Origin of the sequence: Streptomyces lycii (assembly GCF_009735685.1) — a bacterium.
GTDB lineage: Bacteria > Actinomycetota > Actinomycetes > Streptomycetales > Streptomycetaceae > Streptomyces > Streptomyces lycii.
The window spans coordinates 37,062-63,593 of record NZ_WHPN01000391.1; the positions used below are offsets into that span (position 1 = coordinate 37,062).

Here is a 26,532-nt window from a genome sequence, read left to right on the forward strand (position 1 = left end):
GGGGGACGGAATCCCGGCCGAAGAGGCCCGCAACGGGGGCGTGCGCGCCCGGTTCTCCGTGCGCCGACGGCGTGCGCCGAGGGCGCTTCACCCGTCCGGGTGACTTGAGACCTCTTCGAAACAAACACCGTTCAGTGGGCATGAGTCCCTACAGGCTGCTGAGAGTGCCCACAAAGTGCACAACAGCCTGTGTTTTCAAGCCGGTTGGTGTTATGTGATCTTGCAAAAACGTACCTCTTGACGCTTCTTCACGGGCCACTACCGGGACGCCTTCGGGCCCCTACTATCGGCTGGCCATGACAGCAGCAGGGAAGCACCAGGTGAGCCGGTCGACCGGACGCCGGCTGGGGCGGGCGGGCATCCGGGACGTGGCCGCCGCGGCCGGTGTCTCGATCACGACTGTCTCCGACGCACTCAACGGCAAGGGCCGGCTCCCCGACGCCACACGCCGGCATGTCCGGGAAGTGGCCGAGCGGCTGGGGTACCGCCCGTCCGCCGCCGCCCGCACCCTCCGTACCGGCAGATCCGGCCTGATCGGCCTGACCGTGACCACCTACGGGGACGAGCCCTTCACCTTCACGGAATTCGCGTATTTCGCGGAGATGGCCCGGGCCGCCACCTCCGCCGCGCTCGCCCGCGGCTACGCCCTGGTGATCCTCCCCGCCACGTCCCGGCACGACGTCTGGTCCAACGTCGCTCTCGACGGCACCGTCGTCATCGACCCCTCCGACCACGATCCGGTCGTCTCCGAACTCGTCCGCCAGGGCATCCCCGTCGTCTCCGACGGCCGCCCGGCCGGCTCCCTTCCCGTCACCGCCTGGGTCGACAACGACCACGAGGCCGCGGTCCTCGGCCTGCTCGACCACCTCTCGGAGGCCGGAGCCCGCCGGATCGGCCTGCTCACCGGCACCACCACGGACACGTACACCCGGCTGTCCACCACCGCCTACCTCTCCTGGTGCGAGCGGACCGGGCAGGACCCGGTCTACGAGGAGTACCCGGCCCACGACCCGTGCGCGGGCGCGATGGCCGCCGACCGGCTGCTGGCCCGCCCGGACCGCCCCGACGCCGTATACGGTCTCTTCGACCCCAACGGCACCGACCTGCTCGCCGCCGCCCGCCGCTACGGCCTGCGGATCCCGGACGACCTGCTCCTCGTCTGCTGCAGCGAGTCGAACGTCTACGACAACACCGAACCGCCCGTGACGACGCTCTCCCTCAAGCCGCGCCGCATCGGGACCGCGGTCGTGCAGCTGCTGATCGACGCCATCGAGGGCCTGGACGCGGGCGGCCCCACGCAGCAGGTGATACCGACGGAGCTCATCGTGCGGTCCTCCTCGCGGCGGCGCCCCCCGCGCACGACGGTGAGCGCGCCCCGGCCTCCGGGCGACCGCTCCTGACGGAGCGCGGACGGCCGGCGGAGGGCCCGTTCGTTCCGCCGCGGTGTGCTACCAGGACAATCCGGGAGGAAATTCCGGCGATTCCCCCGGCGGCCACGATTGGCAGCCCCCTGGTGCGTCACAACCCGCGAGCGACATTCCTATGATGGGCGCACGACATCGCGGACCTCGCTGGCCATGGGCCCATGCCGACCGGCGCAGGGGGAGTCCGAGCGGTGCACGGCGGCGCGATGGTGGAGGGGTCGATGACTCAGGGGGCCGGTCAGGGACCCGTGGTGCGAGGCATGATGATCATGCCGGTCGTGCCCATGGACACGGTGACACCGACGGAGCCCCCCGACGACGGCTACACCCCGACCCGGCGGGACCTCCCGGTCATCGGACGCGCCCCCGCCCCGGAAGCGCCCACGGTCGCCTTCACCCCCGTGCCCGAGCCGGAGCCCGGCCACGCCCCCGTGGACGGCCCCGGCCCGCTGTACGTCGTCGGGGACGTGCACGGCTATCTCGACGAATTGCTCGCGGCGCTGGCCGAGAAGGGACTCATCGACGCCGAGGGCCGCTGGTCGGCCGGGAACGCCCGGGTGTGGTTCCTCGGCGACTTCACCGACCGCGGCCCCGACGGCATCGGCGTCATCGACCTGGTGATGCGGCTGTCGGCCGAGGCCGCCGCGGCGGGCGGCTACTGCAAGGCCCTGATGGGCAATCACGAGCTGCTGCTGCTCGGCGCGAAGCGGTTCGGCGACACCCCGGTCAACTCCGGGGCGGGCACGGCCAGCTTCCAGGCGGCGTGGCTGCTCAACGGCGGCCAGCGCACCGACATGGAGCGGCTGCGCGACCACCACCTCCAGTGGATGTCCCGGCTCGACGCGATGACCGCCGAGGACGGCCACCTGCTGGTGCACTCGGACACCACGGCCTATCTGGAGTACGGCGACTCCATCGAGGCCGTCAACGACCGGGTCACCGAGATCCTCCAGCGCAGCGACCCCGACGAGTGCTGGGACCTCTTCCGGAAGTTCACCAAGCGCTTCGCCTTCCGCGACGACGGTTCCCGGGCCGCCCAGGAGCTGATGGGCATCTACGGCGGCCGGCGCGTCGTACACGGCCACAGCCCGATTCCGTACCTCACCGGAGAGGTCGGCTCCGAGGACGAGGACGGCGGTTCTCCCGTGGTCAACGGCCCGCACGTGTACGCCGACGGGCTGGCGATCGCCATGGACGGGGGCGTCACCATGGCCGGAAAACTGCTTGTTCAACAACTTCCCCTGGCCGACTGAGGATTGAACCGGCCGCGGCCTGGGCAGGTGATCAGGTCCGACGGCGCGGGCCGATTTTCCGGCAACACCTGTCACCCCGTGCCGTTGGCGCTCTACCATCGGCTTATCCGTAGCAGGCTCTCCTCCGTTTCCGCCCGCCCGGTGAGAGCCGGCATGCAGGCCTACGGAGCATCGGGGGATGCACATGAAAAGCGCTCCGCATCTGCTTCCCGAGGACCGCCCGGAGTTCGACCGGGTCCTCGACGAGGCGCTGCGTTCGGCCCATCGGCGGCCCGATCTGGCCGCCGTCGGACAGCGGCTCAACGCCGAGCAGCTGCGCACCATGGCCCTCGGGGCCGCCGCGGCCATCTCGGCCTGCGCCGCCGCCGAGTACCAGGCGTACGTCAAACTCCGCGACGAGCTGCGCAGACCGGCCTCCGGCGGCGGATACCGCCCGGGCGACTCCGAGGGCGGTGAACAGCGCGGTGGTCTCGGCTTCGCCACCAGCGTCGGCGAGGTCGCCGAGGCGTCCGGGGCGGGGCTCATCGCGGTGTTCGCGGTGCTCGCGCCGGTGCTCGCCGGATCCGCCGCCGCGATCTTCCTGGTGATCGGTTATGTGCTGCACGCCCTCAGCCCCGACGAACCGATGGCCGACTCGATCATCAACGCCGGCTGGGTCTTCACGGCACTGACCGCCGCGGCCATCCTGGTCGCCATCTGCGGGCTGCTGCTCACGGCCCGGCGCGACGGCTCGGGGTCGCTGCGGGCCTCCGGCGGCGAGGACCGCACCAGCGAGGTCGCCCGGGCACGGGAGGCCTGGCGGCAGGCGCTGCTGGAGCGCGGCGTCGTACCGTTCCTCCGGCAGGCCCTCGGCGAGCCCGCCGCGGCCGGTGCGGACGGCCCCGACGAGGGCCGTACGCCACCGCTCGGCTACAGCCGCCCCGGGTTCAGCAGCCCCGCAGTGGAGTCCGGTGACGAGGCGGGCCGGGGCAGCACCCGGCCGACGTTCGACAGCCCCGGCTTCTCCAGCCCCGACTACGGCGGCCCCGACCACCAGCCGGAATGACGGCACCCCTGCCTTCCGGCAACGACTTTCGATGACAGCCCCTACGGGCTCGTACGCCTCCAGGCTGACGCGGAAGCAGCCGCCTGGTCTGACGACGGCACCGGGAGGCGGCACTAGCGTCGTCCACGTGACTGTGATCGCGACCGAAAGCCTCAGCAAGCGGTTCCCCGGGGTGACCGCGCTCGACCGGCTCTCCATGACCATCACACCGGGTGTGACCGGTCTGGTGGGCGCCAACGGAGCCGGCAAGTCGACCCTGATCAAGATTCTCCTCGGCCTGTCCCCCGCCACCGAGGGCCGGGCCGCCGTGCTCGGCCTCGACGTGTCCACCGAGGGCGGCGCGATCCGGGAGAGCGTCGGCTACATGCCGGAACACGACTGCCTGCCACCGGACGTCTCGGCCACCGAGTTCGTCGTCCACATGGCGCGCATGTCCGGCCTGCCGCCGAGCGCCGCCCGCGAGCGCACCGCCGACACCCTCCGCCACGTCGGCCTGTACGAGGAGCGGTACCGGCCCATCGGCGGCTACTCGACGGGCATGAAACAGCGGGTGAAGCTCGCCCAGGCGCTCGTCCACGACCCGAAGCTGGTCCTCCTCGACGAGCCGACGAACGGCCTCGACCCGGCCGGCCGGGACGAGATGCTGGGCCTGATCCGCCGGGTCCACACCGACTTCGGCATCTCCGTGCTGGTGACCTCGCACCTGCTCGGCGAGCTGGAGCGCACCTGCGACCACGTCGTCGTCATCGACGGCGGGGCCCTGCTGCGGTCCAGCTCCACCAGCGACTTCACCCAGGCCACCGCGACCCTCGCGGTCGAGGTCACCGACACCGACCGGCATCCGGACGGGGCCGCGGCGCTCGCCGCGGCGCTGGCCGGCGCGGGCGTGGAGACGGAGGCCGGCGGCCGCGCTCCGGGCGCGGGCCGGGTGCTGCTCCTCCAGGCCGACGGCGAGAGCACGTACGACATCGTCCGCGACACCGTCGCCGGGCTCGGCCTCGGGCTGGTGCGCATGGAGCAGCGCCGCCACCACATCTCCGAGGTCTTCCGCTCCGAGAACTCCAACGGCTCCGGAAGCTCCGGGAATTCCGGCAGCCCCGGGCGCCCCGAGGGTCCCGACAGCAGCCCGGCCGGGCAGAACGGAGGTGGCCGCGATGCCGCCTGAGACGACGACCGCCGCGGCGGCGGGCACCGCCGGCGCCACCCGCATCCACAACATCGGCTACCGGAACTACGACGGACCGCGGCTGGGCCGCGCCTACGCCCGCCGCTCGCTCTTCGTGCAGAGCCTGCGCGGCGCGTACGGACTCGGCCGCTCGGCCAAGTCCAAGGTGCTGCCGATGATGCTGCTGGCCGTGATGTGCCTGCCCGCGGGCATCATCGTCGCCGTCGCCGTCGCGACGAACGCCGACGACCTGCCGCTGAAGTACACCAGCTACGCGCTCTACCTCCAGGCCGTGATCGGGCTCTACGTGGCCTCGCAGGCCCCGCAGGCCGTCTCGCGCGATCTGAGGTTCCGCACCGTTCCGCTGTACTTCTCCCGGCCCGTCGAGCGGGTCGACTACGTCGCGTCGAAGCTCGCGGCGATGTCCTCGGCGCTGTTCGTGCTGACCGCGCTGCCGCTGGTGGTCCTCTACGCCGGTGCGCTGCTGGCGAAGCTCGACTTCGCCGACCAGACCGAGGGGTTCGGGCAGGCGCTGGTGTCCGCGGCGCTGCTGTCCGTCCTGTTCGCCTGCGTCGGGCTGGTCGTCGCCGCGCTCACCCCGCGGCGCGGCTTCGGCGTGGCCGCGGTCATCGCCGTGCTGACCATTCCCTACGGGGCCGTGAGCACCGTCCAGGTCATCGCCTGGGAGCAGGGCAGCCAGGCCGCCGTCGGCTGGCTCGGCCTGTTCTCGCCGATCACGCTGATCGACGGGGTGCAGACCCGGTTCCTCGGCGCCGACTCCGCCTTCCCCGGCGCCCAGGGACCGGACGGAGCGCTGGGCGGCCTGGTCTACCTCGCCGTCGTCCTCGCGCTCATCGCCGGCTCGTACTTCCTGCTGATGCGCCGCTACCGAAAGGTCGGGCTGTAGCCATGACGACCCTCACCATCGACCACGTCTCCCGCTGGTTCGGCAACGTCGTCGCGGTCAACGACATCACCATGAGCATCGACCCCGGCGTGACCGGGCTGCTGGGCCCCAACGGCGCCGGGAAGTCGACGCTCATCAACATGATGGGCGGCTTCCTGGCCCCCTCGGCCGGCAAAGTCTCCCTCGACGGCCGGCAGGTGTGGCGCAACGAGGACAGCTACCGGCACATCGGCATCGTCCCCGAGCGCGAGTCCATGTACGACTTCCTGACGGGCAAGGAGTTCGTGCTCGCCAACGCCGAGCTGCACGGACTGCCCGATCCCGGTGCCGCCGCCCGCCGGGCGCTGGCCACCGTCGAGATGGAGTACGCCGAGAGCCGGAAGATCGCGACGTACAGCAAGGGCATGCGGCAGCGCGTGAAGATGGCCTCCGCGCTGGTCCACGACCCGTCCGTGCTGCTGCTGGACGAGCCGTTCAACGGCATGGACCCGCGGCAGCGGATGCAGCTGATGGAACTGCTACGGCGGATGGGCGAGGACGGCCGCACGGTGTTGTTCTCCTCTCACATCCTGGAGGAGGTCGAGCAGCTCGCCGACCACATCGAGGTCGTCGTCGCCGGACGGCACGCCGCCTCCGGCAACTTCCGCGAGATCCGCCGCCTGATGACGGACCGGCCGCACCGCTATCTCCTGCGGTCCAGCGACGACCGGGCGCTGGCGGCCGCGCTGATCGCCGATCCGTCCACGGCCGGCATCGAGGTCGATCTGGCCGAGGGCGCGCTGCGCGTCCAGGCGGTCGACTTCCCGCGCTTCACCGAGCTGCTGCCGCGGGTCGCCCGCGAGCACGGCATCCGGCTCCTCACGGTCTCGCCCTCCGACGAGTCCCTGGAGAGCGTCTTCTCCTATCTCGTAGCGGCCTAGTGGCCCGGTCCCAAGGAGCCTGAACCGATGTACAACCCCACGGTCGCCCGGCTCACCTACCGGGCCCTGCTCGGCCGCCGCCGGGCACTCATCCTCTTCATCCTGCCGGGTCTGCTGCTGGTCACCGCGATCGCGGTGCGGCTGCTGACCGGCGCCGACGACCAGACGACCGCCGATCTGCTGGGCGGCTTCGCGCTGGGCACGATGGTCCCGCTGATCGGCGTGATCGCCGGTACCGGAGCGATCGGTCCGGAGATCGACGACGGGTCGATCGTCTATCTGCTCGCCAAGCCGGTGAAGCGGCCGGTGATCATATGCACCAAGCTGCTCGTGGCCGTCGGTGTGACGATCGTCTTCTCGGCGGTGCCCACGCTGATCGCGGGCCTCGTCCTGGGCGGCAACAGCCAGAACCTCGCGGTGGCCTACGCGCTCTCCGCCGCGGTCGCCTCGGTGGCCTACAGCGCCGTCTTCCTGCTGCTCGGCACGGTGACCCGGCACGCGGTCGTCGCCGGTCTCGTGTACGCGCTGGTGTGGGAGTCGCTCTTCGGCAGCCTGGTGGCCGGGGCGCGGACCCTCAGCGTGCAGCAGTGGGCGCTGGCGCTGGGCGGGAAGGTCGCGGACGGCGGCCTGGTGACCTCCGACGTCGGGCTGCCGGCGGCGGTGGTGCTGCTGGCGGTCGTCACCGCGGGCGCGACCTGGTACGCGGGACAGAAGCTCCGCGGACTGACGATCGCGGGCGAGGAGTGACGGCCCGCCGGTGATCTCCACGACCCGCCGGTGATCTCCACGGCCTGCCGGTGAACTCCTCGACCAGTCGGTGATCTCCCGACCCGTTGGTGAAGTTCACGAAGGGGGCGCGCACGACTGGGTGCGCGCCCCCTTCGTCATGGCCGGACGGGGCCGTCCCGGGCGACGGGCCCGTCATGGGCGACCGGCCGTCACCGGCGGCCCGGTCCGCCGGGGGGCGGGCCGGGCCGTTACGGGCGTACCGGGCGTCCCGGTCCGTTACGGGCGGCTCTCCCCGGGCAGCCGCGGCCTGACGGCCTCGGTCCGCAGCTCGCGCAGCCGGGTGTCCATGTCGGCCATGCGCTCACTCATCGCGCAGACGACGTGGTGGGTGTTGTCCAGCCGCCGGTCCATGAAGGCCATCCTGCTGTCCATGGTGTCCAGCCGCTGATCGATCCGGTCGAGCCGCGCCGACGTCCTCCGCAGCACCGGCCCCAGATCGCGCAGCGCCTCCCCGACGTCGCCGAGGCAGGACTCGACGACCGTCAGCCGGGCGTCGAGCGAACGGCCGCGGTGGTGCTCCCGCCCCCGGTTCCGGCCACTCGCCGCGGGGTGCGGCCGGGACCGCTCCTCCGTGTCGAGGAGATACGTCCGGACCCGGCGCGCGACCTCGCTGTCGCGGAGCAGCATCGCGACGCAGAGGACGGCGCGACGGGGGAGAACGGTGAGGTGCGCACGACCCTGTGGATAACTTTCCTTTGAAAGGTCCAAGTTGGACCTTTCAAAGAAGTGCAGCTCAGAGCCCCTGAGCGTGTGCATCCCATGGGACGCGAGTTCGTCACGGTGCCGTTTGACGAGAGTCTTCGCGGTGTTCTCCGGAACCTCGAAGTACTCGGCGACCATGCGCGTCGTGACGTGCAGCCCGTCCGGCAGCGTCACCAGTGTCTTGACCTTGTCGAGCGCCTCGGTGCGGGCGGCGACGCTGTCGCGCAGCGAGCGGGACTCGGTCAGGGCGGATTCGGGTGGCATGAGGATGCCCTCCATCTGTCTGGAACGGTTGAGGAAACTGCCCGTATCCAGGGACCAGGAGCGAAGACTGCTCACGTAGCCACATACTCGCCCACCGGATGCTCAGTCCGGCCACCACCACTTCACATGCCCTCGACGCCTCGAACTCCAGTTGCCTTCGCGCGATCTGTCCAACGAGCGCCGGTGCGAGAAGTCACCCGCCGGAGCAGCGTCAGCCGTACAGGCGTTCCAGTACGACCGCGATGCCGTGCTCCTCCTGGGAGCCGGTGATCTCGTCGGCCACGGCCTTCAGCTGGTGGTGGGCGTTGCCCATGGCCACCCCGTGGGCCGCCCAGTCGAACATCGGGATGTCGTTCGGCATGTCGCCGAAGGCGATCGTGTCGGCGGGCCCGAGGCCGAGCCGGCGGGCCGCCAGCGAGAGCCCGGTCGCCTTGGTCAGCCCGAGCGGCAGCAGTTCGACGGTGCCGGGGCCCGCCATGGTCACCCCGACCAGGCCGCCGGCCGCGGCGAGCGCGGCCGCGGCGAGTTGGTCGTCGTCGAGCCGGGGGTGCTGGATGTAGATCTTGTTGAGCGGCGCGGCCCAGATCTCCTCCGGGTCCCGGAAGGCGACGCTGGGCAGCATGCCCCCGGGCTCCCGGTAGCCGGGGCCGACCAGCACCTCGCCGTCCAGCCCGTCGCGGCTCGCGGCCAACAGCAGCGGGCCGGTCTCCGCCTCGATCTTGGCCAGCGCCAGCCCGGCGACCTGCCGGTCCAGGGTGACGGAGGTCAGCAACCGGTGTTCGCCCGCGTGGTAGACCTGGGCGCCCTGGCCGCACACCGCCAGTCCGTTGTAGTCGAGGTCGTCGAGGACGTGCCGGACCCAGGGCACGGCCCGTCCGGTGACGACGATGTGGGCCGCCCCCGCCGCGGCGGCCGCGGCGAGCGCGTCCCGGTCGCGCCACGAGACGGTCTCGTCCCGGCGCAGCAGCGTGCCGTCGAGGTCGGTCGCGATCAGCCGGTACGGGACGCCGGCGGCGGAGGGCGGACTCACTTGGCGCCGGGCTCCAGAAGCTCCCGGCCGCCGAGGTGGGGCCGCAGGACCTCGGGCACCCGCACCGAGCCGTCGGCCCGCTGGTGGTTCTCCAGGAGCGCCACGATGGTGCGGGGTACGGCGCACAGCGTGCCGTTCAGCGTGGCCAGCGGCCGGACGTGCCCGCCCGTGCGCCCGCCGCCACCGGAAGACGGGGTGGACGCGGAAGCCGCCGCCCCCGGCCATTCACCGCGCATCCGCACCGACAGCCGCCGGGCCTGGAACTCGTCGCAGTTGGAGGCCGAGGTCAGCTCGCGGTACTTGCCCTGGGTGGGGATCCAGGCCTCGCAGTCGTACTTGCGGGAGGCCGAGGCGCCCAGGTCGCCGGTCGCCACGTCGATCACCCGGAAGGGCAGCTCCAGGCCGGTCAGCCACTGCTTCTCCCACTCCAGGAGCCGCATGTGCTCGGCCTCGGCGTCCTCCGGCGCGACGTACGAGAACATCTCGACCTTGTCGAACTGGTGCACCCGGAAGATGCCCCGGGTGTCCTTGCCGTACGTCCCGGCCTCGCGGCGGAAGCAGGGCGAGAAGCCCGCGTAGCGGAGCGGCAGCCGGTCGGCGTCGATGATCTCGTCCATGTGGTAGGCCGCGAGCGGGACCTCGGAGGTGCCGACCAGGTAGTAGTCGTCCTTCTCCAGGTGGTAGACGTTCTCGGCGGCCTGGCCGAGGAATCCGGTGCCCTCCATGGCCCGCGGCTTGACCAGCGCGGGGGTCAGCATCGGCACGAAGCCGGCCTCGGTGGCCTGCGCGACGGCGGCGTTGACCAGGGCCAGCTCCAGCAGCGCGCCGATGCCCGTCAGGTAGTAGAAGCGCGATCCGGAGACCTTGGCGCCGCGCTCGGTGTCGATCGCGCCGAGCAGCTGGCCGAGCTCCAGGTGGTCCTTGGGGGTGAAGCCCTCGGCCGTGAAGTCGCGGGGTTCGCCGACGGTCTCGCGGACGGTGAAGTCGTCCTCGCCGCCGACGGGCACCTCGGGGTGGACGAGGTTGCCGAGCTGGGCCAGCAGTCGCTGGGTCTCCTCGGCGGCCTGGTCCTGCTCGGCGTCCGCGGCCTTGACGGCCGCGGACAGCTCGCCCGCCTTCTTCAGCAGCTCGGTCTTCTCCTCGCCGGCCGCCTTGGGGATGAGCTTGCCGAGCGCCTTCTGCTCGGAGCGGAGGGCGTCGAAGCGGACGCTGGAGGACCGGCGCCGCTCGTCGGCGGAGAGCAGGGCGTCGACGAGGGCGACGTCCTCTCCACGGGCGCGCTGGGAGGCGCGGACACGGTCGGGATCCTCACGGAGCAGGCGAAGGTCAATCACCGCTCCAGGCTACCGGTGTCCGGAGCGGGTGCTCGAACCTGTTATGGAACTGCGTGTCTTTTGACCGTTTTCGACTGAAAAGAGAATTTCTTTGAAAAGGTAGCCGAAGGGCGGCAGGGAGCGGTCAAAAGTGATCAAAGGGCGGTCGAATGGCGGTCGAAGGGCCGCCTGAAGCGGGGCGCGGAGCGGGCGGTGCGGAAATGCGGAATGCCGGCTCCCGGTCGCCGGAGGTGGTGCCGGGCCCGGCGCCGGTCCGGCACCGACTGGGCGCCGACCCGGTACCGGAAGCGGTGCGGAACGGCCGCCCGGCCCGACGCCGTACGCGGCCCGCACCGGGCCGAGTCGCCGTGGTCCGCGTGCGGTTGTCCACAGGGGTGCCCGTGGGTGGATGTGTTATCCACAGGCTGTGACCTGGAACTGTGGAAGTCGGAATTGATCATTCCTGCGGCCTTGTGAAAGGCGGAGAATTCCCCGCCCAAACCCGTTCCACACACTCTTTCGGGCGGTAATGTCTCACCCCAAAGAGTTGATCGATGGAATTGGGGTGACGAAGACCTATCCGGCCCCCTGTGGGAAAACTGCGATCGCTAGAGCGCTTTGTCGACCTTGTCCGGTTCCGGAGTTGAGTTTTCCCCAGGCCGTACTCATTGCCTGTGGATAACTTTTTCGAGCTGTGCACATCCGGTGAAAGGGACGGTCACGCCCTGCCGTCGAGGCAGCGGGCCAGCCAGTCCGAGGCGGCCGCGAACTCCCCGTCCGAGGTGCCGTGCCGGAGCGCCGGCAGCTCCGCGGGATCCACCCCGGCCCGCGGATAGGAGCCGAGGAAGCGCACCTTCGGGCAGATCCGCTTCAGCCCCATCAGCGCCTCCCCCACCCGCCGGTCCGTGATGTGCCCCTCACAGTCGACGGAGAAGCAGTAACGGCCGATGCCCTCGCCCGTGGGCCGCGACTCGATCCGCATCATGTTGACCCCGCGGGCCGCGAACTCCTGGAGCAGTTCCAGCAGCGCGCCCGGGTGGTCGTCGCCCAGCCAGATCACCACGGACGTCTTGTCCGCCCCGGTCCGTGCCGCGGGCCGGGCGGGCCGGCCGACCAGCACGAAGCGGGTCGCGGCGTTGTCCGCGTCGTGGATGTCGGTGACCAGCGGCTCCAGACCGTACGCCGCCGCCGCGAACTCCCCCGCGAACGCCGCGTCGTACCGGCCCTCCTGCACCAGCCGGGCGCCGTCGGCGTTCGACGCAGCCGACTCCCACAGCGCGTCCGGCAGATGACGCGCCAGCCACTTGCGGACCTGGGGCTGCGCCACCGGGTGCCCGGTCACCGTCTTGACGTCACCGAGCAGCGTCCCCGGCCGCACCAGCAGCGCGAACGCGATCGGCAGCAGCACCTCGCGGTAGATCATCAGCGGCTCACCCGTGGCCAGCTCGTCGAGCGTGGCCGTCACCCCGCCCTCGACGGAGTTCTCGATCGGGACCAGCGCGCCGCCCGCCTCACCGGCCCGTACGGCGTCGAGGGTGGCGGGCACCGAGACCATCGGGACCAGCTCCCGCGTCGCCGCCTCGGGCAGGGTCCGCAGGGCGGCTTCGGTGAAGGTGCCCTCGGGCCCGAGGTACGTGTAGCGGCTTGCCGACATGCTGCGCAGCTCCCTTGTCCCGACGGGCTCCCACGATACCGGCGCGCGCGGGTGCGCCGGTCCGGGAGCTGATCAGCCCTCCAGCAGCCGCTGGCCCACGTACTCGCCCGGCGCGCAGCCGCCCGGCACCGCGTACAGCCCGCTGGCCTCGTGCCGGATGAACGCCGAGAGCGCGTCGCCCCGGTCCAGCTTCCGCTGCACCGGCACGAAGCCGCGCAGCGGATCGGCCTGCCAGCAGATGAACAGCAGCCCGGCGTCCGGTGCCCCCTTCTCGTCGTAGCCGTCGTGGAAGGAGAACGGCCGGCGCAGCATCGCCGCGCCGCCGTTCGTCTCCGGCGCCGCGACACGGGCGTGCGCGTTGGCGGCGATCACCGGCCTGCCGTCCGCGTCCCGCGCCTCCAGGTCCGGGAGCGTGGTCTCGCTGCCGCCCGTGAGCGGCGAGCCGTCGGACTTCCGCCGGCCGATGACCTGCTCCTGGTCGCCGACGGACAGGCCGTCCCAGTCGTCGAGCAGCATCCGGATGCGCCGGACGACGGCGTACGAGCCGCCGGCCATCCACGCCGGGTCCTTCGCGCCACCGCCGTCGGGTACGAAGATCCGCTCGTCGAAGTCCTCGTCCTCGGGGCGCGGATTGCGGGTGCCGTCGACCTGGCCCATCAGGTTGCGGGTCGTCATGGGCTCGGCCGTTGCCCCGGACGAGCGGTTGAACCCGTTCATCTGCCAGCGCACCCTCGCGGTGTCCGCGGCGTCCTTCTGCAGGGCACGCAGGGCGTGGAAGGCGACGAGGGCGTCGTCGGCCCCGATCCGTACCCAGAGGTCGCCGTTGCTCCGGTCCGCGTCGAGGGCGTCGGAGGAGAAGTCGGGAAGCGGGTCGAGCGAGGCGGGCCGCTGCTTCTCCAGGCCGGTGCGATCGAAGAACGTCCGCCCGAAGCCGAAGGTGACGGTGAGCGAGGACGGGCCCGCGTCGAGCGCGATCCCGGTGTCGTCCGTCGTGGTCCGCCCCGCCGCCAGCCGCTCGGCCGTTCCCGTCCACCGGCGCAGCAGGGCGGCGGCGGCCTTCCGGTCCGCGCCGGGAGCGAGGTCGAACGCGATCAGATGCCCGCAGGCCTGCGGGGCGACGGTGATGCCGGGCTGATGTTTCCCGTGAAACGGCACGGCGGTCGAACCGACGGTGCTCAGCGCGACGGGGGTGTCCCGGGTCACGGCGGTGCCGACGGCGCCACCGGTCGCGCCGATCGCGGCGCCGGCGGCTCCGATCGTGCCCAGCAGCCGTCGCCGGGAGAGCCGGGGGAGGCGCGGCACCCGCGAGCTGCGGGGGCCGGGGTGGTGCTCGTGCGTCATCAGCCGATCTTCACGTTTCTGGTCTCCGTCACCTGGTCGATGTCGGAGGTCCGTACGGTCAGGGACAGTTTCCAGGTGCCGGCCATCGGGAGCCGCACCTCGGTCGCGATCCAGTGGTCCGGGGTGATCCTCTTCAGCGGCACGGCGATCGGGCCGAGATCCTTGTCCGGCAGGGTGAAGGACAGCTTCACCTCCGGGGCGCCGAGGGGCGCGCCGTCCTTGTGCTCGGTCCTCAGATGCACCGTGTTCTCCCCGGCGAAGCCGGGGTCCACGTCGAGGAAGGCGTTGCCCTGCCCGTTCTCGCCTCCGGTGTCAAAGGGTATGTCGACCGCGACGGGACGGTGCGGTGCGGTGGCGGAGGCGCCTGTCGCCGCCCGGGCGGAGTCCTCGGTACGGGCCGGCTCGGTGCCGGTCAGCACGGTCGTGACGGCCAGTACGAGCACGGCGACCGCTGCCTCGGCGAGCACCGAGCGGCGCAGCCCGGTGCGCTCGGGATCGGCGTCGCGGGCCCGCTTGTCGCGAGCGGTCGCGAGCGCGGCACGCTGCCGGGCGAGCTGGGCGGCCCGCGCGGGGTCGATGGGGTCTGCGGGGCTCATGGGGCCAGCGGGGCCGGCGGGGCCGGTGAGGTCTACGGGGCCGGTGTGGCCGGTGGGGGCAGAGCCTTCGGATACGCGGCCACCCGAGGCGGAATCGGCGGGTCCGGGGCCGTCGGGTCCGGGGGAGTGCGCGGTGGCGTCCGGGGCGACCGTGGCTTTGATGGCCTCCGCCGGTGCCGGGGCCTCTGCCTCGGTGGCCTCCGCCGGTGCCGGTGCTTCCGCCTCGGCGGCCTCCGTCCCGGCGGCCTCCGTCCCGGCGGTCCCCGTCCCGGCGGCCTCCGCCCCGGCGGTCCCCGTCCCGGCCGCGCCGTCGGCACGGGCCGCGCCGGCCGTACCGTCCGCCAGGCGTGCCGTCCAGCGCCGGGAGTACCGGGCCAGCGCGACCATCAGCAGCACCAGCGCGATCTTCGCCAGCAGCAGCCTGCCGTACGCCGTGGAGACCAGCGGGTCCCAGCTGCCGACCTGCCGCCAGGACTGGTAGAGCCCCGTCACCACCAGCGCGATCACACTGCCGAAGGCGATCCGGGAGAAGCGGCGCACCGCCTCCCGGTCCACGGCCGGTCCCCGGTACAGCGCCACCAGCAGAGCCGTCAGCCCGCCCAGCCAGGCGGCGACGGCCAGCAGATGGACGACGTCCACCGGCATGGCCAGCTGCGGCTGGATCCCGGTCGAGGCGTGCTCGGACATCGCCCAGGTCCCGGCGAGTCCGGCGGACACGACCAGCCCGCCGATCGCCAGGCCGCGGAAGAGATCGCGCCGGTCCGTTCCGTCACCGTCGCCGTCACGGTCACCGTCGCCGCCGAGCGGCCCGGGCCCGTCCAGCCGGTCCTCCGCCGCGTCCTGCCGTTCCTTCGCCGTGTCCCGCCGGTCCTCGGGTACGTCCTGCCGGTCCTCGGACACGGCCCGCCGGTCCTCGGGTACGTCCTGCCCGGCCTCCGCCGCGTCCCGCCGGTCCTCCCGTACGCCAGGCGGGCCCGCGCGATCCTGCGCGTCCGCTCCGTCCCGCCCGGGGGCCGGCTCGTCCTCCCCGGGGTCCGGCGCGTTCCGCACGGAGCCCGGCGCGTTTTTCCCGCTCCGCTCCCCCTCCCGGCTTGCGTCCCCGTCCCCGTCCCCGTTCCCGTTCCCGTTCCCTTTCGTGTCCGGCTCCCCGCCCCCGCCGGACGCGGCGAGCCGCCGCCCGTAGGTGCCGAAGAGCACGCCGACGAAGAGCGCGGCGGCGGCGAGCAGCAGCAGCCGGGAGAGCAGCGCCCCGCCCGTCTTCGTCTCCAGCACGTCGCGCAGCCCGTCGAGGTCGAACGCGTCGGCCAACTCGCCCGATCCGGTGTACGGGGTGCGGAGCAGCAGCAGTGCGAGGGTGGCCGCGGTCAGCGTGATCCAGCTCCGCACCACGAGCCGTTGCAGGGCCCGTACGCCCGTCCCGCGCGGCCAGCAGACGAGGACGAAGGCGGCACCGCCGGTGAGCACGACGAAGCTCCCGTACGAGGCGTACCGCGCGATGTCGTGGAGGAGGCCGACCAGGCCGCCGCCCGCCTCCTGTTCGGGGATCTCGGCGGTGCTCTCGGACGGCGCCCCGACGGCGAAGGTGAACGCTCCGGAGATGGGGTGGCTGTCGGTGGACACGACCTGCCAGGCGACGGTGAAGGTGCCGTCGGGCAGGCCTGGGCGCAGCTCGACGCCGTACCGGGCGGCACCGCCGCCGAGCGCCTTCGGCTCGCCGGCGTCGACACGCCGTCCCTCGGGGTCGAACACCCGGATCGAGTCGTCCGCGAGGGACACGCCCTCGGAGAAGGTCAGGGTGACCTGCTCCGGGGCGCTGTCGGTCACCGCACCGTCCTCGGGTGTGCTCGCGGTCAGCGCCGCGTGCGCCGCCGCCGGAGGGGCGCCCGTGAGGAGCAGGCCGAGCAGGGCCGCCGCCGCGAGCAGCAGCTGCGCGGCCGTACGCCGTGCCGTTCGCCGTGCCGTCCGCGCTGCCGTACGCCCCGCCGAGCGGCGTGCCGACCGGCGGCAGGCACGACCGTCGGGGCAGGCGCCACCGTCGGGGACGGCACGACCGGCGAGGACCGCGGAATCGCCGCGGCGCGCTGTCTCCTCGCGGCCTTGGCGGCCTTGGCGGCCCGGGTGGCCCTGACAACCCTGACGGCCCGGGTGGCTCTGGCGGCCCGGGCGGTCGGCGGCGGGCGGGGGAGGTGCGGTGACGGGCATGGTGGTCGGTCCCTCACTGCCGGGGATGGTGGTTGGTCGCCTCGACCGGCACGTCCAGCCCGATGGGGCCGGACTCGGCGAAGTGGAGTTCGAGCGACACCTTCTCGCCCTCGACGGGTTTCCGTTTGAGGTCCTGGAACATCAGGTGACTGCCGCCGCGGGTCAGTTCGAGCTTTCCGCCGGCCGGTACGGGAAGGGAGTCGACCTGCCGCATCGTGTTGCCGGTGGTCCGGTGCAGTTGGACGTCGTCGGAGATGTCGCTGGTCACCCCGGTCAGCTCGTCGTCGGTGCCGCCGGAGTTGGTCAGCGTCAGATAGCCGGCGGCCATGTCGGCCATCACCGGCTGCGGGACGTACGCCCCGCCGGCCTTCACCTCGGGACCGTCGGGTGCCGTGGAACACCCGGTCAGGGCGGCCCCGCCGGACAGCACCAGGGCGGCGGCGAGGCTTCCGGCGCGGCGCGCGGTGAGCCGGCGGGTCACGGGGTCTTCCCCTTGACGAGCTTCGGCAGGTCCTCGGTGTACGCGTCGACGGAGGTGTCCTCGCCGTAGAGCACGTGGGCCTTGTCGTCCTTCGGCGAGAAGGCCAGGACCTGGGCGCCGTGGGTGGACTCGATCTCGCCGTCCTTGTTCTTCTTCGGCGGCGCGATGCCGATGCCGACGCTGCGGGCACCGGCCTGGATGGTTTCGAAGTCCCCGGTCAGGCCGATGAAGTCGGGGCTCTGCCCGCGCAGCCAGGAGCCGAGCCGCTTCGGGGTGTCGCGCTCGGGGTCGGAGGTGACGAAGACGACCCGCAGGTCCTTGCGCTCGGACTCGGGGAGCGACTTGGCCGCCACGGCGATGTTGCTCATGGTGAGCGGGCAGATGTCGGGGCAGTTGGTGTAGCCGAAGTAGAGCAGCGTCGGGTGGCCCTTGGTCTCCTTCACCAGGTCGTACTTCTCACCGGAGGTGTCGGTGAGGGTGAGGTCCGGCTTGGTGAAGGGGGTGTCGAGGACGGTCGCGGCCCGGGCGGGCTGCGTGGAGACCTCGGCGGCGGGCTCGGCGCTGTCGCCACCTCCGCCGCAGGAGGTGAGGGCGAGCACGGCGGCGGCTGCCAGCGCGGCACCGGAGAGGGTGCGACGCCGGGTGTGGGAGGCGCGCGTGACGCCGGGGGTGGTGCGCATGTGAGTCTTCCCTGGGGGTTGTTCTGTCGGTGGTACGGGCCCGGTGGCGGCACGCCGCCGGGCCGCCCGCCCGGACCGGTGCGGCCCGGGCGGGCGGCGGTCGCAGCGTGGTCCGCCCGCCGGGTGGCGATGCCGCTGCCGTGGCCGGGCGGTGAACCCGCTCCCGGACCGGCGGCGACGCCGTGGCCGGGCGGCCGTGGCGACACGGCCGCCCGGCTGGCGGGACGGCTGCCGTCGGACGGACCGGCGGCCGTGTCAAGCGGTACGACGGCCGTCAGGCGGTACGACGGCCGTCAAGCGGCCGGGTGGCCGTCACGTGGTCCGGCGGCGGCCCGCGAGGACGCCGAACGCGACACCCGCGACGCCCGCGACGATCCCGACGATCCCGAGGGCCCGCGCGGTGGTGTCACCGCTGTCGGCCGCCGCGGTCTCCTGCCCGTCGGACTCCGGGCCGCCCGCGGCCTCGTCCTCGGCGTCGCCGGTGTTCGCGGCGTCGGCCGACGCCGCGGCGCCGTCGTCCTCCTCGGGTTCGGTGAGCCGGAGGACCGGTGCGGGGCTCTCGACCTCTCCGCCGTCCGCCTTCGGCTCCTCGATCCAGCGGACGACCTCGTCGTTGTCGTACGTCTGGACGGCCTTGAAGACCAGCTGGTCGGCGTCCTCGGGCAGCGCGCCGACGGACAGCGGGAACTGCTGGAAGGTGCCCGGTTCGATCTTCCCGCCCGACCAGGTGACCTTGGTGACGGCTTCGTCGATCTTGTTGCCGTGCGACTCGATCGGCTTGTCGAGCTGGGACTTGGTCACGTCCACGTCCCAGCCGGGCACCGGCTGCGGCATGACGGAGGCCAGCGGATGGTCGGCCGGCAGGGTCACCTCGAGCTTGACGGTCGAGGCCTTGTCCCGCTCGTTGGGGACCTTGAAGGCGATCGTGCTGTAGCCGCCCTTCTCCGCCTCGCCGGGCTGCACGGACACATGGGCGAAGGCGGGGGCGGCGAGCAGCAGGACGGTACCGGCCGCGGCGCCGCCGAGAAGCGGAAGACGGCGGACGAATCGGGCGCGTGATGCGTTCATCGGGAAGACACTCCACAGGCAGTGCTGACAGGGGGACGGTCCGGCGCACGGATGGCGGCGGCGCGGACCCGCCCCGGCGGAAAGCCGGTGGAGGACCGCGTCAGGCCGCCAGTCCGAGGGCCGGCGGTCCCCGCCTGCTGACGGAGTGCTCCAGGGCCAGGACCTGGGGTCCGGCGGTGCCGGGTCCGTACGCCCCCGAGATCCCGGCCCGGGGCCCGCGGCAGTCCGGGAGCCCGCCGTGCAGGGCGCGCGCCAGCGCGAGAGCCGCGCGCAGCGCCCGTACGGGCGCCCCCGCGGCGAGTTCGCGCACCGACAGCCGTACGAGCCGGAACAGCGCGGCCTCACCGCGCCGCAGCAGCAGGCCGAGCACGACCGCGGCCAGCAGATGCGCGAGCAGCATGGGCAGCGAGGGCAGCAGCGCCCCGGTGAGCGCGTCACCGCCGGAGAGGGCCGCGGGTGCGCCGCCCGCCCCGGGGGCGCCGGTCGCGGGCGTGATTCCGGCCGCGGCGACGACCCGGCCGGCCTCCGCGGGGGAGATCGGGCCCCCGTTGCAGAGCAGGCTCTGCGCGAGCGCCGTCACCTGGTGGTGCGAGGTCCCGCCGTGCCCGGGCGGCGCGGCGGGAGTGGCGGCACCGTGCTGGGCGTAGCCGAAGACCGTGTGCAGGGCCAGCTGGCCCGCGGCCAGGGCGCCCGCGATCCCGGGCAGCGACCGCTCCCGGCCGGCGAACGACGCGGCCGCCGCCAGCGCGGCGAGAAATCCCGCGCCGAGCGCCCACAGCGGTACGTGGCCGAGGGACGCGAGGGCGTGACCACCGCCGGACAGCACGACACAGACCGCGGCGAACACCGCGGCCCGGACGAGACGCAGACCGGCGCCTGCGCGTGCTGGGGGGACGGACATGGCCGCGCCATCATCCCACCGAGCCGTTCCGTATTTCACGCCAGGGTCGAAACGTGGGGATAGGCGAGCAGCGCCGGTCGTGTACGGATACGCCCGCTCCGTGCCCGCCCGGATGACCGGAGTCACGTCGTTCGTACGCTTACGGAAGGTGAGGACGGGCAATACGTATCGATATGCCGAGTCGCAGCCAGGAGGCCGGATCGATGAGCATCTGGTGGACACTCCACTTGCGGCGCGAGGCCGCGAGCGTTCCGCTCGCCCGCCGGCTGCTCGCCGGTGCCATGGAGACAGCGGGGGTCGACCCCGAGACGTCCTGGGAGATTTCACTCGCGCTCTCCGAGGCATGCGCCAACGCCGTCGAACACGGTGGCCACGCCACCGGTGACGAGGACGGCAGCTACCGCGTCACCGCGCATCTCGACGGTGAGAGATGCCGGATCGAGGTCACCGACACGGGGCCCGGTTTCCCCGAGGAGCGGCCGGAGCCACCGGGCCGGGCGGTCCGCGACGAGGCCGTGCCGGCGGGCGGCGGGCGGGCGCGGCGGCGGCCGGAGCCGCGTCGCGCGGAGGAGCACGCCGAGGGCGGCCGGGGGCTTTTCCTGATCGAGGCGCTCGCCGACCACGTACGGGTCGGCAACCGTCCGGGCAGCGGAGCCGTGGTCGCCTTCGACAAGATCGTGAAGTGGCGGGACGACGCGCTGCTGGCGGCCACCGCCTGAACACGGGCGGCCGGGCCGCCGCGCCGCGCCCAGCCGGGGCACCGGCCGGAGTGGCGGGCCGGAGGGCCGGTGCCCGACGGGACGCGGTGTCCTACGGAGCGCGGTGCCGACGGGGCGGCGGGACCACGGAGGGCCGGGGCACGGACGGCCGCAGCACGGGCAGCCGGACCGCAGACGGCCGGACCGCAGACGGCCGGGCCGCAGACGGCTGGACCGCAGACGGCCGGGCCGCGGATGTCGGGACCACGTTCGGCCGGCCGCGGTCGGGCCCACCGCGAGGCGGCCGGGCAGGTGCCACAGATGGTCGGGCCGATCCACAGCAGGCCGGCCACAGACACCCGAGCCACAGTCCGCCGACCTGCGGACGACCGAACCGCGGGCGACCGAACCGCGGGCGACCAACCGCGCACGACCGCAGCACGGGCGACTGAACCGGGGGCGACCGAACCGCGGGCGACCGCAGCACGGACTGCCGGAACCGCGGACCCCCGGCCTGCCGCGCAGCCCGCGGAGTCCCGCAGCCCGTGAGACCTGCGGAGCCCCATGAGACCTGCGGAGCCCGTGAGACCTGCGGAGCCCGTGAGGCCCGCGCGGCGGTGCAGCGCATGTGGCCGGTGCGGCCCGTTGGCCAGTGCGGGTCCGGCCCGCCACCAGGCCCCCGGCCCGTCACACGGTCAGCACGGTCAGCCCTTCAGACGCGCCATCCAGGACTCCACCTCGTCGGCGGCCCGAGGCAGCGCGGCCGACAGGTTCCGGTTGCCGTCCTCGGTGACGAGGATGTCGTCCTCGATCCGGACCCCGATGCCGCGGTACTCCTCCGGCACCGTCAGGTCGTCGGACTGGAAGTACAGCCCCGGCTCCACGGTCAGGCACATGCCCGGCTCCAGCGTGCCGTCCACATACGTCTCGGTGCGGGCGACCGCGCAGTCGTGCACGTCCATGCCCAGCATGTGACCGGTGCCGTGCAGCGTCCACCGGCGCTGGAGTCCCAGTTCCAGGACGCGCTCCACCGGGCCCTCGATCAGGCCCCACTCCACCAGCTTCGTGGCGAGCACGCGCTGCGCCGCGTCGTGGAAGTCGCGGTACTTCGCGCCCGGGCGGACGGCGGCGATACCGGCCTCCTGCGCCTCGTACACGGCGTCGTAGATCTTCCGCTGCAGTTCGCTGTAGCGGCCGTTCACCGGAAGCGTGCGGGTGACGTCGGCGGTGTAGAGCGTGTGGGTCTCCACGCCCGCGTCGAGCAGCAGCAGCTCGCCGGAGCGGACCGGCCCGTCGTTGCGCACCCAGTGCAGGGTGGTGGCGTGCGGCCCGGCGGCGCAGATGGAGCCGTAGCCGATGTCGTTGCCCTCGACGCGGGCCCGCAGGAAGAACGTGCCCTCGATGTACCGCTCGGAGGTCGCCTCCGCCCTGTCGAGCACCTTCACGACGTCCTCGAAACCGCGGACGGTGGAGTCGACGGCCTTCTGCAGTTCGCCGATCTCGAAGTCGTCCTTCACCAGCCGCAGCTCGCTCAGGAACGTCTTCAGCTCCTCGTCGCGCTTCTCGTCGAGCCGGTCCGCGAGGGCGGCTTCCAGGCCGGCGTCGTGGCCCCGGACGATCCGGACCGGGCCGTCCGGGGCGGCCAGCTCGCCGGCGGCCTTGCGGACGTCGCGGCAGGGGATGCCGAGCAGCTGCTCGCCCTCGGCCAGGCTGTGCCGGCGGCCGACCCACAGCTCGCCCTGGCCGTCCAGCCAGAACTCGCCGTTCTCCCGGTTGGAGCGCGGCATCAGGTACAGCACGGCCTCGTGGCCGTCGCCCGCCGGCTCCAGGACGAGCACGCCGTCCTCGGTCCGGTCGCCGGTCAGATGCGCGTACTCGGTGGCCGCGCGGAAGGGGTACTCGGTGTCGTTGGAGCGGGTGCGGAGGTTGCCGGCCGGGACGACGAGGCGCTCCCCGGGGAAGCGCGCCGAGAGCGCGGCCCGCCGCCGGGCGGTCTCGGCGGCCTGCGGAATCGGCTCCAGGCCGCGCAGCTCGGTGTCGGCCCAGCCGCTCTTCATGTTGGCGGCCAGTTCCTCGGAGACGGCCGGGTAGAGCCCGTTCTTCCGCTGCTTGATCGGCGCGCTCTCCGTGTCCGGGCCCGCCGGGGCGGTTTCGCTGTGCTGTGCCGGTACGGGCTGATCGGTCACGTTTTCCTCCTTGAATGGACCTCAATCCATCGTATGGGTGACCGGAAGGGGGCGCCCCGGGCCGGTCGCGGCAGGCCGGCCGGGGACTGCCGCAGACCCGTACGGGACTGCCGCAGACCCGTACAGGCGCACTGCCGGAGACCCGTACAGGCGGTATCGGTCACCCGGCGGCCCGCGGCCCGCGAGGCCCGGCCTCCGGCCTCCGGCCCGCGAAGCCCGGCTCGCGGCAGCCGCGCCTCCCGGGCCTTCGGCAGCCGCGCCGCCCGGGCCTGCCGCAGCCGTCCCGCGCGGCTCGCGGCGACCGCTCCGGCCGGGCTGCCGCGACCGGCCAAGGTGTTCTGATTGCCGCGACCGGCCCGGGCCCTGGTTGCCGCGACCGGCCTGCGGTACCGCCCGGCCTGCGGTACCGCCCGGCCTGCGGTACCGCCCGGCCTGCGGTACCGACCGGCCCGCGGAACCGCCCGGCCCGCGGCAGCAGGGCCGTACCGTACGGAGCCGCGGAGCCGGCCCCGGGGCTCACCCGAAGCAGGCGGCGAGCAGCACGACATCCTCCGGGTCGTCGTCGGAGTACGCCCCTCCGCCGCGGCCCGGAACACCCGGCCCTCCCGGAGCGGTCCTGCCCGGGCCACCCGGACCGCTCGGACCACCCGGACCGCTCGGACCCCCGGAACCGTTCGGCCCGGGCGCGCCCGCAACGGCCCGACCGGCGGCCTGACCGCCCTGACCATCGTCCGGGAGAACCGTGCGCAGTACGTGGTCCGCCACGGCCTCCGGGTCGGCGCGCAGCGCCGCGGGCACCGAGGCGGCCGCGGCCCGCAGCCGCCCCAGCGCCTCGTCCGCCGGCCTGCCGGTGCGGTGCAGCAGCCCGTCGGTGTAGAGCAGCAGCGCCTGTCCGGGCGCGGGCTCGACGACGACGCTCGGCGCCTCCCAAGCCGACAGCATGCCGAGCGGCGCCGACAGCGAGGTCTCGACGAACTCGGTGCCGTCGGGACCGGTCAGCAGCGGCGGGCAGTGCCCGGCGCCCGCCAGCACGACCCGGTGCCGCGCGGGTCCCGGCTCGCAGTGGGCGAACAGGGCGGTCGCGGAACGGGCGGGCTCGGTCAGCCGCAGCAGCAGCTCCAGGTCGGAGAGCACGGCGACCGGGTCCTCGCCCTCCATCACGGCGTACGCCCGCAGGGATGCCCGCAGCCGTCCCATGGCGGCCACCGCGCTCGGCCCGGTGCCGGTGACGCCGCCGACGCAGAGGCCGAGGGCACCCTCGGGCAGCGGCAGCGCGTCGTACCAGTCGCCGCCGCCGCGCGGGCCGGTGCGGTGCCGGACGGCGAGCCGGACGCCCGCGGCCCGCGGCAGCCTGCTGGGCAGCAGCTCCTCCCGGAGCGTGGCCACGGTGGCGCGGGCCCGGGCGAGCTCCAACTGCCGGGCGACGTGCTCGCCGGCGTGCCGGACGTAACGGTCGAGGAGGTCCCGCTGCCGGCCTGTGGGCTCGGTCGGCTCGTCGTAGAGCCAGACCACGGCGCCCAGCCGGCCGGCCGCCCCGGTGCCGAGGGGCATCGCGTAACTGGCGGCGAAGCCGAGCCGGGCGGCGACCTCGCGGTGGCGCGGGTCGAGATCGGGCTCGTGCAGCAGGTCGGGGTGGGCGATGCCGGTCCGGGAGCGTTCCTCGTCGGTGCGGTCGTCGCGTTCGGGCAGGCCGTCGAGGATCCGCCCGTACGAGACGGCGCCGCGCGGGACCGTCTCCATGGTGCCGATGTCGGCCCGGCCCAGACCGAGACCGATGGTGGTCCGCGGGCCTTCGCCGTCGGCCGGTTCGAGGACGGCCATGCCGCGCCGCGCGCCCGCGAGCGAGGCCCCGGCGCGCAGCAGTTCGTGCAGCGCGGCGTCGAGGCCGTCGGTGCGGGCGAGCTGTTCGGTCAGCTCGTGCAGGGTGGTGAGGTCGGACACCCAGCCGGCGAGCCGGTCCCGGACGTCCGGGCCGGGGCCGTCGGTGTGCTCCGCCGGACCGGGTACATCGTGACCGGCGGGGGCATTGTGCGCCGGAGAGGGAACTGCGGGATGGATTCCGGCCACTTTCGGCCCATGGGGGTTGTTCATGGCTGCAGACCTTGGAACGGAAGCGCCGGGGTGGGGGCGCTTCGCCGAAATTCGCCCCGGACGACGGGGGCTGTACTGGGGTTTTCCGGCGGTCGGCCGGGGACGGCGGCGCGCTCCGCGGGTGACTGCGGATGGTGTTGCCGCACGGGCATCGCCTGCCTCGGGTGATGGGCGTCACTGCCCATGCCTCCAGATGTACACGCCATGGTGTGGTGTGTCCAGCATTGTGCTGTCGGGGTTGCCGGGGCGGAAGTGAATGATAAGTTGGCCGGAAATTTCCTCGGCTCGGCCGGTTCACGATCGACTGAGGTCATTCGGCAACGCGTCATATCGAACGTGGTGGGTACGTAGTCGGAAGACATGGCGAGGCCATTCCGGGGGCAGTCGGGGCGTGTCGGAACCCAGCTGCGGCCGGAAGCGTCCTAGCCGACGAAGGTCATGCCTCCTCCCCGAGCGGGCGGAGGCCGGGTGTTCCCACCACCCGGGAGCACGGGGACGGGCAAGCGCCAGGTGTGCGCCACCCCACGCCACGTTCCCCGCCCGGGCTGCGACGTGATGCGCTGACGTGTACGCACGGTTACTTCCGATCCGCGTGGTGTGTACGGCTGAACCCGCCGGAACGGTGCCACGTAGTGCCATGCAGTTCGGTGCAGTTGGGTGCAGTTCGGTTCCAGGCAGTTCGCTCCACGCAGTTCCGCACGGTTGCACGCAGTTCCATACGCAACACGCACTTCCATACGCAGTTCGATGCGACGGAAACAGCCCTCGGCGTTAACGGAAAGGAACGAGCGCTCATGCGCGAGATCCCCGGAATGCGACGCAGGCTCCTGCCCAGGCGCAGGCGCAGTGGGAAGCCGGTCCTCCCCGACACGGCGCTGACCTGCGCCGCCGAGTGGCAGTGGCCCGTGGTTCCCGGAGTGGGGCAGCGGCCCGGCAGCGGCCGCAGGGGCGGCTGCGGCTGCCCGCACCCCGACTGCGCCGCTCCCGCCGCGCACCCGTTCGATCCGGGGCTGCTCGCGGCGACCACGGACGCCCGGATGGTGCGCTGGTGGTGGACGAACCGGCCGACGGCACCGATCATCCTGGCCACCGGCGGCCGCGCCCCGTGCGCGGTCAGCCTGCCCGCGGTCGCGGCGGCGTCGGCGGTCGCCGAGCTGGAGCGGACGGGTGTCCGGCTCGGCCCGGTCGTCGCCACCCCGGACCGGTGGTCGCTGCTGGTGGCGCCGTACTCCCTGCCCGAGCTGGGCGAGCTGCTCTACAGCCAGGACTGGGTCCCGGGTTCGCTGCGCTTCCACGGCGAGGGCGGCTATCTGGCGCTGCCGCCGTCCCGTACCGGGGCCGGTCAGGTCCGCTGGGAGCGGGCGCCGGGGACGGACGGCGGCGCGCCGTGGCTGCCGGAGGTGCAGACCGTCGTGGAGGCCCTGGTGGAGGCGAGCGCCGGCTCCCCGGGCGGCGGCAGCAGACTTCCGTACTGAACCGCCGCCGTACTGAACCGCCGCGCCGGCCCCGTCCCCGTACCGATCGCTTCCCGAGCCTCGCTTTCCCCACCGATGGCGGCCGCGCACCGGCCGGCCACCGGGCCGATCTGCTCGCTGCGGACTTGCTCGTTGCGGACTTGCTCGTTGCGGATCTGTTCCAGCGGACCGGCTCTCCGCGGATCTCTTCACGCGGACCTGCTCGCTGCGGACGGGTTCCCTGTCGCTCCGGGCTCCGGGTCGGCCGGCTCTCGTGCCGAGGCGTGGGGACGGGGCGAGGACCGGGACCGGCTCGTCGGCCGGGCCCCGGCCGGTCCGGCGCAGCGGCCCGGCGCAGGATTCGCGTG

The 26,532-nt window shown here is 73.2% G+C and carries 21 protein-coding genes; 9 read left to right on the top strand and 12 right to left on the bottom strand.

The window, feature by feature from the left end; genetic code table 11:
* Positions 1–296: 296 nt before the first annotated feature.
* The 7 genes from GCU69_RS26750 to GCU69_RS26780 all read left to right on the top strand — a co-directional run bounded on the left by GCU69_RS26750 (position 297) and on the right by GCU69_RS26780 (position 7,461).
* Positions 297–1,400, top strand: a complete 1,104-nt coding sequence (locus tag GCU69_RS26750; RefSeq protein ID WP_098752921.1) for a LacI family DNA-binding transcriptional regulator — start codon at positions 297–299, stop codon at positions 1,398–1,400.
* Between the two features lie 284 nt (positions 1,401–1,684).
* Positions 1,685–2,677 (top strand): metallophosphoesterase, encoded by a 993-nt coding sequence (locus tag GCU69_RS26755; protein ID WP_408055852.1) that lies wholly within the window; start codon positions 1,685–1,687, stop codon positions 2,675–2,677.
* Positions 2,678–2,855: 178 nt separating this feature from the next.
* Positions 2,856–3,722, top strand: coding sequence for a hypothetical protein (locus GCU69_RS26760; RefSeq protein WP_098752922.1), 867 nt, complete (start codon positions 2,856–2,858; stop codon positions 3,720–3,722).
* Between the two features lie 133 nt (positions 3,723–3,855).
* A complete protein-coding gene (locus GCU69_RS26765) occupies positions 3,856–4,887 on the top strand; it encodes an ABC transporter ATP-binding protein (protein WP_098752923.1) in 1,032 nt (343 codons plus the stop codon).
* Positions 4,877–5,794, top strand: coding sequence for an ABC transporter permease subunit (locus tag GCU69_RS26770; RefSeq protein ID WP_098752933.1), 918 nt, complete (start codon positions 4,877–4,879; stop codon positions 5,792–5,794). The genes GCU69_RS26765 and GCU69_RS26770 overlap by 11 nt, the downstream gene beginning before the upstream one ends.
* Positions 5,795–5,796: 2 nt before the next feature.
* On the top strand, positions 5,797–6,714 hold the full coding sequence (locus GCU69_RS26775) for an ABC transporter ATP-binding protein (RefSeq protein ID WP_098752924.1): 918 nt from the start codon (positions 5,797–5,799) through the stop codon (positions 6,712–6,714).
* A 27-nt stretch (positions 6,715–6,741) separates the two neighbouring features.
* Positions 6,742–7,461 carry an ABC transporter permease subunit gene (locus GCU69_RS26780; RefSeq protein WP_156207402.1) on the top strand — a complete coding sequence of 240 codons (720 nt, stop codon included), beginning with the start codon at positions 6,742–6,744 and terminating at the stop codon, positions 7,459–7,461.
* Between the two features lie 258 nt (positions 7,462–7,719).
* Here the strand turns inward: GCU69_RS26780 and GCU69_RS26785 are convergent, their stop codons facing one another.
* The 10 genes from GCU69_RS26785 to GCU69_RS26835 form a co-directional block, all read right to left on the bottom strand.
* The gene (locus GCU69_RS26785) at positions 7,720–8,469 is read right to left on the bottom strand and encodes a hypothetical protein (RefSeq protein WP_176604661.1); all 750 of its coding nucleotides are present in this window, start codon (positions 8,467–8,469) and stop codon (positions 7,720–7,722) included.
* A gap of 211 nt (positions 8,470–8,680) precedes the next feature.
* Positions 8,681–9,499 carry an HAD family hydrolase gene (locus GCU69_RS26790; protein WP_156207403.1) on the bottom strand — a complete coding sequence of 273 codons (819 nt, stop codon included), beginning with the start codon at positions 9,497–9,499 and terminating at the stop codon, positions 8,681–8,683.
* On the bottom strand, positions 9,496–10,833 hold the full coding sequence (gene serS, locus GCU69_RS26795) for a serine--tRNA ligase (RefSeq protein WP_098752927.1): 1,338 nt from the start codon (positions 10,831–10,833) through the stop codon (positions 9,496–9,498). Before serS ends, GCU69_RS26790 begins: the two co-directional genes overlap by 4 nt.
* 697 nt (positions 10,834–11,530) lie before the next feature.
* Positions 11,531–12,466, bottom strand: coding sequence for a prephenate dehydratase (gene pheA, locus GCU69_RS26800; protein ID WP_098752928.1), 936 nt, complete (start codon positions 12,464–12,466; stop codon positions 11,531–11,533).
* A gap of 72 nt (positions 12,467–12,538) precedes the next feature.
* Positions 12,539–13,807 carry an iron uptake transporter deferrochelatase/peroxidase subunit gene (gene efeB, locus GCU69_RS26805; RefSeq protein ID WP_156207404.1) on the bottom strand — a complete coding sequence of 423 codons (1,269 nt, stop codon included), beginning with the start codon at positions 13,805–13,807 and terminating at the stop codon, positions 12,539–12,541.
* Positions 13,807–16,227: a copper resistance CopC/CopD family protein gene (locus GCU69_RS34110; protein ID WP_408055853.1), complete on the bottom strand. Its 2,421-nt coding sequence runs from the start codon at positions 16,225–16,227 to the stop codon at positions 13,807–13,809. The genes efeB and GCU69_RS34110 overlap by 1 nt, the downstream gene beginning before the upstream one ends.
* Positions 16,228–16,618: 391 nt before the next feature.
* Entirely contained in the window at positions 16,619–17,086 is a 468-nt protein-coding gene (locus GCU69_RS26820) for a copper chaperone PCu(A)C (RefSeq protein ID WP_098752934.1), read from the bottom strand.
* Positions 17,083–17,766, bottom strand: coding sequence for an SCO family protein (locus GCU69_RS26825; protein ID WP_098752935.1), 684 nt, complete (start codon positions 17,764–17,766; stop codon positions 17,083–17,085). Before GCU69_RS26825 ends, GCU69_RS26820 begins: the two co-directional genes overlap by 4 nt.
* 312 nt (positions 17,767–18,078) lie before the next feature.
* On the bottom strand, positions 18,079–18,834 hold the full coding sequence (locus GCU69_RS26830) for a YcnI family copper-binding membrane protein (protein ID WP_156207405.1): 756 nt from the start codon (positions 18,832–18,834) through the stop codon (positions 18,079–18,081).
* 100 nt (positions 18,835–18,934) lie between these two features.
* Positions 18,935–19,735, bottom strand: a complete 801-nt coding sequence (locus tag GCU69_RS26835) for a hypothetical protein (RefSeq protein ID WP_156207406.1) — start codon at positions 19,733–19,735, stop codon at positions 18,935–18,937.
* Between the two features lie 203 nt (positions 19,736–19,938).
* Here GCU69_RS26835 and GCU69_RS26840 point away from each other — a divergent pair, with 203 nt between their 5' ends.
* Positions 19,939–20,454 carry an ATP-binding protein gene (locus tag GCU69_RS26840; protein WP_098752938.1) on the top strand — a complete coding sequence of 172 codons (516 nt, stop codon included), beginning with the start codon at positions 19,939–19,941 and terminating at the stop codon, positions 20,452–20,454.
* 683 nt (positions 20,455–21,137) lie between these two features.
* Here the strand turns inward: GCU69_RS26840 and GCU69_RS26845 are convergent.
* Positions 21,138–22,619, bottom strand: coding sequence for an aminopeptidase P family protein (locus GCU69_RS26845; RefSeq protein ID WP_156207407.1), 1,482 nt, complete (start codon positions 22,617–22,619; stop codon positions 21,138–21,140).
* A gap of 516 nt (positions 22,620–23,135) precedes the next feature.
* A complete protein-coding gene (locus tag GCU69_RS26850; protein ID WP_156207408.1) occupies positions 23,136–24,710 on the bottom strand; it encodes a PP2C family protein-serine/threonine phosphatase in 1,575 nt (524 codons plus the stop codon).
* Positions 24,711–25,504: 794 nt separating this feature from the next.
* Here GCU69_RS26850 and GCU69_RS26855 point away from each other — a divergent pair.
* Positions 25,505–26,185, top strand: a complete 681-nt coding sequence (locus tag GCU69_RS26855; protein ID WP_098752940.1) for a bifunctional DNA primase/polymerase — start codon at positions 25,505–25,507, stop codon at positions 26,183–26,185.
* The last annotated feature ends 347 nt before the right edge of the window (positions 26,186–26,532 follow it).

Bases quoted from the DNA above. Each gene is read 5' to 3' on its own strand.
- GCU69_RS26750 (WP_098752921.1), top strand. From the start codon at position 297: ATGACAGCAGCAGGGAAGCACCAGGTGAGCCGGTCGACCGGACGCCGG.
- GCU69_RS26755 (WP_408055852.1), top strand. From the start codon at position 1,685: ATGATGATCATGCCGGTCGTGCCCATGGACACGGTGACACCGACGGAG.
- GCU69_RS26760 (WP_098752922.1), top strand. From the start codon at position 2,856: ATGCACATGAAAAGCGCTCCGCATCTGCTTCCCGAGGACCGCCCGGAG.
- GCU69_RS26770 (WP_098752933.1), top strand. From the start codon at position 4,877: ATGCCGCCTGAGACGACGACCGCCGCGGCGGCGGGCACCGCCGGCGCC.
- GCU69_RS26775 (WP_098752924.1), top strand. From the start codon at position 5,797: ATGACGACCCTCACCATCGACCACGTCTCCCGCTGGTTCGGCAACGTC.
- GCU69_RS26780 (WP_156207402.1), top strand. From the start codon at position 6,742: ATGTACAACCCCACGGTCGCCCGGCTCACCTACCGGGCCCTGCTCGGC.
- GCU69_RS26785 (WP_176604661.1), bottom strand. From the start codon at position 8,469: ATGCCACCCGAATCCGCCCTGACCGAGTCCCGCTCGCTGCGCGACAGC.
- pheA (WP_098752928.1), bottom strand. From the start codon at position 12,466: ATGTCGGCAAGCCGCTACACGTACCTCGGGCCCGAGGGCACCTTCACC.
- efeB (WP_156207404.1), bottom strand. From the start codon at position 13,807: ATGACGCACGAGCACCACCCCGGCCCCCGCAGCTCGCGGGTGCCGCGC.
- GCU69_RS26825 (WP_098752935.1), bottom strand. From the start codon at position 17,766: ATGCGCACCACCCCCGGCGTCACGCGCGCCTCCCACACCCGGCGTCGC.
- GCU69_RS26830 (WP_156207405.1), bottom strand. From the start codon at position 18,834: ATGAACGCATCACGCGCCCGATTCGTCCGCCGTCTTCCGCTTCTCGGC.
- GCU69_RS26835 (WP_156207406.1), bottom strand. From the start codon at position 19,735: ATGTCCGTCCCCCCAGCACGCGCAGGCGCCGGTCTGCGTCTCGTCCGG.
- GCU69_RS26840 (WP_098752938.1), top strand. From the start codon at position 19,939: ATGAGCATCTGGTGGACACTCCACTTGCGGCGCGAGGCCGCGAGCGTT.
- GCU69_RS26850 (WP_156207408.1), bottom strand. From the start codon at position 24,710: ATGAACAACCCCCATGGGCCGAAAGTGGCCGGAATCCATCCCGCAGTT.
- GCU69_RS26855 (WP_098752940.1), top strand. From the start codon at position 25,505: ATGCGCGAGATCCCCGGAATGCGACGCAGGCTCCTGCCCAGGCGCAGG.